This is a genomic window from Mesorhizobium sp. M4B.F.Ca.ET.203.01.1.1 (assembly GCF_004791025.1).
GTDB classification, from domain to species: domain Bacteria; phylum Pseudomonadota; class Alphaproteobacteria; order Rhizobiales; family Rhizobiaceae; genus Mesorhizobium; species Mesorhizobium abyssinicae.
The window spans coordinates 1-287 of record NZ_SRUO01000274.1 but is presented as its reverse complement, the minus strand read 5'-3'; the positions used below and the strand labels follow the sequence as shown (position 1 = coordinate 287).

Genomic DNA, 287 nt, shown 5'->3' with positions numbered 1-287 from the left:
CCCCCAGCAGGCACAGCTCCAGGGTGGCGGCGCGGCCGCACAGGCGCAGCAGGCGCTGGCTGCTGCCAAAGCCGGGGATCAGGCCGAGGTTGATTTCCGGTTGGCCGACCTTGGCGGTATCGGCGGCGATGCGCAGGTGGCAGGCCATCGCCAGTTCCAGGCCGCCGCCCAGCGCAAACCCGTTCACGCGCGCGATGACCGGCTTGGGCATCCGCTCGATCTGGCGCATCAGGGCCTGGCCCAGCAGTGAGAAATCACGTCCCTGAACGGCACTGAGGGTATTCATC

The 287-nt window shown here is 68.6% G+C and carries 1 protein-coding gene; it reads right to left on the bottom strand.

Annotated elements, in window-relative coordinates; all coding sequences use genetic code 11:
- Nucleotides 1–229: enoyl-CoA hydratase-related protein (locus EN846_RS34660; RefSeq protein WP_281036170.1), on the bottom strand; the 229-nt coding region annotated here is incomplete at its 3' end.
- Between the last annotated feature and the right edge of the window lie 58 nt (nucleotides 230–287).